This window comes from Gloeocapsa sp. DLM2.Bin57, from assembly GCA_007693955.1.
Taxonomy (GTDB): Bacteria; Cyanobacteriota; Cyanobacteriia; order Cyanobacteriales; family Gloeocapsaceae; genus Gloeocapsa.
In genome coordinates, this window is record RECR01000005.1 from 1 (window position 1) to 3,772 (window position 3,772).

5 protein-coding genes are annotated in these 3,772 nt (G+C 37.6%); 3 read left to right on the plus strand and 2 right to left on the minus strand.

What is annotated here, in order from left to right; all coding sequences use genetic code 11:
• Positions 1–299: 299 nt before the first annotated feature.
• Together sixA and EA365_00085 are read right to left on the minus strand one after the other, a co-directional pair.
• Positions 300–785, minus strand: a complete 486-nt coding sequence (gene sixA, locus EA365_00080; protein ID TVQ49942.1) for a phosphohistidine phosphatase SixA — start codon at positions 783–785, stop codon at positions 300–302.
• A gap of 3 nt (positions 786–788) precedes the next feature.
• Complete coding sequence (locus EA365_00085; protein TVQ49943.1) at positions 789–1,946, minus strand: bifunctional oligoribonuclease/PAP phosphatase NrnA; 1,158 nt, start codon at positions 1,944–1,946, stop codon at positions 789–791.
• 23 nt (positions 1,947–1,969) lie between these two features.
• Between EA365_00085 and EA365_00090 the strand changes: the two genes are divergently transcribed.
• From EA365_00090 to EA365_00100, 3 genes are read left to right on the plus strand one after another with little or no spacing between them, the layout of a single operon-like run.
• Entirely contained in the window at positions 1,970–2,845 is an 876-nt protein-coding gene (locus EA365_00090) for an S-methyl-5'-thioadenosine phosphorylase (GenBank protein ID TVQ49944.1), read from the plus strand.
• 4 nt (positions 2,846–2,849) lie between these two features.
• Positions 2,850–3,161, plus strand: a complete 312-nt coding sequence (locus EA365_00095; protein ID TVQ49945.1) for a DUF3067 family protein — start codon at positions 2,850–2,852, stop codon at positions 3,159–3,161.
• Positions 3,162–3,208: 47 nt separating this feature from the next.
• Entirely contained in the window at positions 3,209–3,673 is a 465-nt protein-coding gene (locus tag EA365_00100) for a hypothetical protein (GenBank protein TVQ49946.1), read from the plus strand.
• Positions 3,674–3,772 lie beyond the last annotated feature (99 nt).

Here is a 3,772-nt window from a genome sequence, read left to right on the forward strand (position 1 = left end):
TAATTAAAAAAGTGGGGATGGGCATCGCCTCACTCAAAAACGGTCAATCATCTCTGAAGGTGAAAGACAAGAAGCCTACACCATAATCTTTGATTCGGTGTAGGAGTATGTCACAGCACTGAAGGGCCATGAATCATAGTCATATTGTATCTCAATTAAACTTAACTCAGATTTTTGGTGAGGTAGATGATTTTTGTAAATCCTTTGAATATCATTGTCAACAGCAATTAGAGCTATCCTCAACGGATAAACAAAAACGTTGTCGCTCACGGATGAGTTTATCAGTTTACTCAATGATCTTAGAGAAACCATTTAGGAGAAGTGAGTAAAAATAATTGACAATTACCGATAACTTGCTCATCTATGTTGGGTATTTCTATACCGATGATACCTGCTTTTTTGAGAATTATTTGTTCTTTTATTTCACCCCAAACTAGTATTTCTGTCCAATTACTTAAGTCTGGTTCATGACCAACTAAGGCTATTTTGGCTGGTTTATGTTGTTGACACCAGTCTAACCATAGGGTAATATCTCCCGAAGGTGCTAAGGGGGGAAATTCTGCGAGAGTATCGCTTAATCCTTCTGTTAGTAGGATATTTGCTGTTTCTTGTGCTCTAACTAGGGGACTAGTTAAGATAAACTCGAATTTTACCCCCATTTTAACTAAGCGTTTGGCTATTTGAGTGGTTTTTTCTCGTCCTTTGGCTACTAGAGGTCTAGCATCATCATCAGCATAAGTCCCTCTTTCTGCTGCTATACCGTGGCGAATTAAATAAACTTCCATGGGTTAATCTGTGTGAATCACATCGTCTTCAGGATTGACTAAACGGAGTAATTTTTGTTCAATTTGTAGATTGTACACTTCCCATTTTAGCTTGACATATTCGGGATGGTCGTTGAATCCTGCTAAAAAAGCAATGGGTATCTCAAAACCTCCCGCGTGATAACGTCCTCCACCGTAGAAATGTCCTTCACCGTTTTTACCGAAGGCTGCTTTAATGAATTCATCGGGATCTAGGGTTATTTTAGTAGTACGTAGAGAACCAATCATTAATTCTATGTCTTCTTCTTCATCGTGGACGATACCGTAAACAACAGCGGTATGTACGTTTTCTTCGGTTACTAGGAAATCAGCCGCTTGGGGGATAGCGTCTCTATCTTCGTAACGGAGATAACCTACCCCAGCGAAAGAAAAATTATTTCTAATCTGGCGGTTTTTCAAAGCTTTTTCAATTACATCCATAACACGACGTGATCTCGCTGAGTGCATGATTGCTTGGAATAATTGCGGATCATAGTAGTTACTCAGATATCCCATAGCGATAAAGTCTTCGGCTTGGGCTTGCAGTAGTTGGTTAGTATCTGTTCTTATACCGTGCATCAAAGCTGTAGCGCATTTGACATGAGTTTTATTATTTTGGTTAAATTGTAATAAACCTTTTTGGAGATATTGGGTAAACATAGTAGCGGTAGCGTTAATTTGCAGACGGCGATCGCTAAATTCGGCTTTAATTTCTCCTTGATCGCTATGATGATCTACCACTACAATAATGGGAATTTGTGCTTTTGCGATAAAAGGGGTTAGTTGACTGGTGTTACCCTGACTATCAACGAGTACACAACCTTGGTAAGTTGAAAAATCAGTAACTTGGATCTTTTGGGGATCTAAACGCTTAGCCGGTAAATTGGTTAATTTAACTAGGGTAATATTCTCTTGATGAGATAAAACCCCTGCATAAACAATGTCTGTTTCGATGTTATACTGTTGAGCAATAAGTTGATAAGCCCAAGCACTAGACAACGCATCAGGATCTGGGAAATCTTGGATAATCAGAATATGGCGATCGCCCCGATGATTCTCTAAAGTTTCCCGTAACTGTTGTACAATTTTTTCTATCTCTAGATTAGTTTTTGTCTCTTTAGAATTGTTCTTAACTTCATCCATAGTAATAAAAATCTCTAAACTATATGACTACAGCAAAAATCGGTATTATTGGTGGAAGTGGTCTCTATAATATGGAAGCCTTTACCAATACTCAAGAATTTGAAATAGACACACCCTTTGGTTATCCCTCTGATCATATTATTGTTGGTACTTTAGCCCAAACCCAGGTAGCTTTTTTACCTCGTCATGGTAGAAATCATCATTTAATTCCCTCTCAATTGCCTTTTCGGGCTAATATTTACGCTATGAAACAATTAGGGGTAGAATACCTGATTTCAGCTTCAGCCGTTGGCTCTTTACGTGAAGAAATTAAACCCCTAGACTTAGTTATTCCCTCTCAATTTATTGATCGCACTACTCAACGCGTTTCTACTTTCTTTGATGATGGTATTGTAGCCCATATCGCTTTTGCTGATCCTGTTTGTCCCAAATTAGCGGCTATTCTCACTGAAGCTGCAACAAGTTTAGAACTTTCTAATCTCACTGTACATTCTGGGGGAACATACCTCTGTATTGAAGGTCCTGCTTTTTCTACTAAAGCAGAATCTAATCTATATCGCAGTTGGGATACTAGCGTGATTGGGATGACCAATTTACCAGAGGCTAAATTAGCTAGAGAAGCAGAAATAGCTTATGCAACTTTAGCATTAGTAACAGATTATGACTGTTGGCATCCTGAACACGATAGCGTTACTGTTGATCTGGTAGTAGAAAACTTGCACCAAAACGCTATTAATGCTCAAAAAGTGATTAGAGAAACCGTTAAACGTCTTAGAGATAATCCTCCAGTTTCTGCAGCTCATTCTGCCCTTAAAAACGCTATTTTAACTCCCTTAGACCAAGTTACTGCAGCTAAAAGAGCTAAAGTCGCTTTATTAATTAATAAGTATAGTAGTTAAAGTTATGACTGGTCAACAATTACAACAACTAATCATCGCTAAATGGGGATATTCTTATGATATTCAACTAAGACGCGTTAAAGATAAGTTTTTTGTGCAAATTATGTGGAAATATCTAGAACAAGCGTCTTTTCCTATGTCAGAAACTGAATATATCGAACATCTCAATGGCGTTTTAGCTTATCTGAATGCTTGGGGAAGTTTAACTCAGGTAATTACTTATATTGAAAATACTAAAGAACGTCCTCGTTTAGGTAAAGCGGTGAGTATTCCTGTGGATTTAGGTGATAAATCTTCAGAGTGGATTTTAGGGTAAATCAGACTATAATCTTAATTGTTATTATCTTACACATAGGAGTAATCATGACAGAACCTTTTCTGTTTGCTAATGGTCAAATAGCTAAAAATGTGGCTGATTTAGCTGATATTTGTCAAAATTTCCCTGAAGATTGTTTAGCCTATTTCAATAGAGGTGATTTTGAAGGATGGCTAAATTATCTTGGCGAGACTTCTTTAGCTGAAAAAGCCTCTAAAATTAGAGAAACTGATTTACCACAGACAGATAAGTTACAAGAATTTATCCTCGCTTGTCAAACAGCAACTGTAGCCAATTCTCAGACTAAACCAACCAGAGATACTTCCACTCCTGTTGTTTCTCCTGAAAGAGTAGAAAGACGTTTTCGCATTGTTTACTTACCTGGAAAAACTAAAGTTAGACAGGTAACTATGGGGAAAACAAGCAAAATAGTTAGTTATCAAATGTTTTCCAAAGAATTACAAATGATTAATAATACAGGAGGGAAAGTTATCGATATTCAAACTGTGTAATCAGGGGGAAGCTTGTCAAGCTCGCCCCTTTAGCTTAACCGCGAGAAGCCTCAAGCTTTATTTTCTCAAATAAGCGTGAGATGAATCGCGTCCTTATTT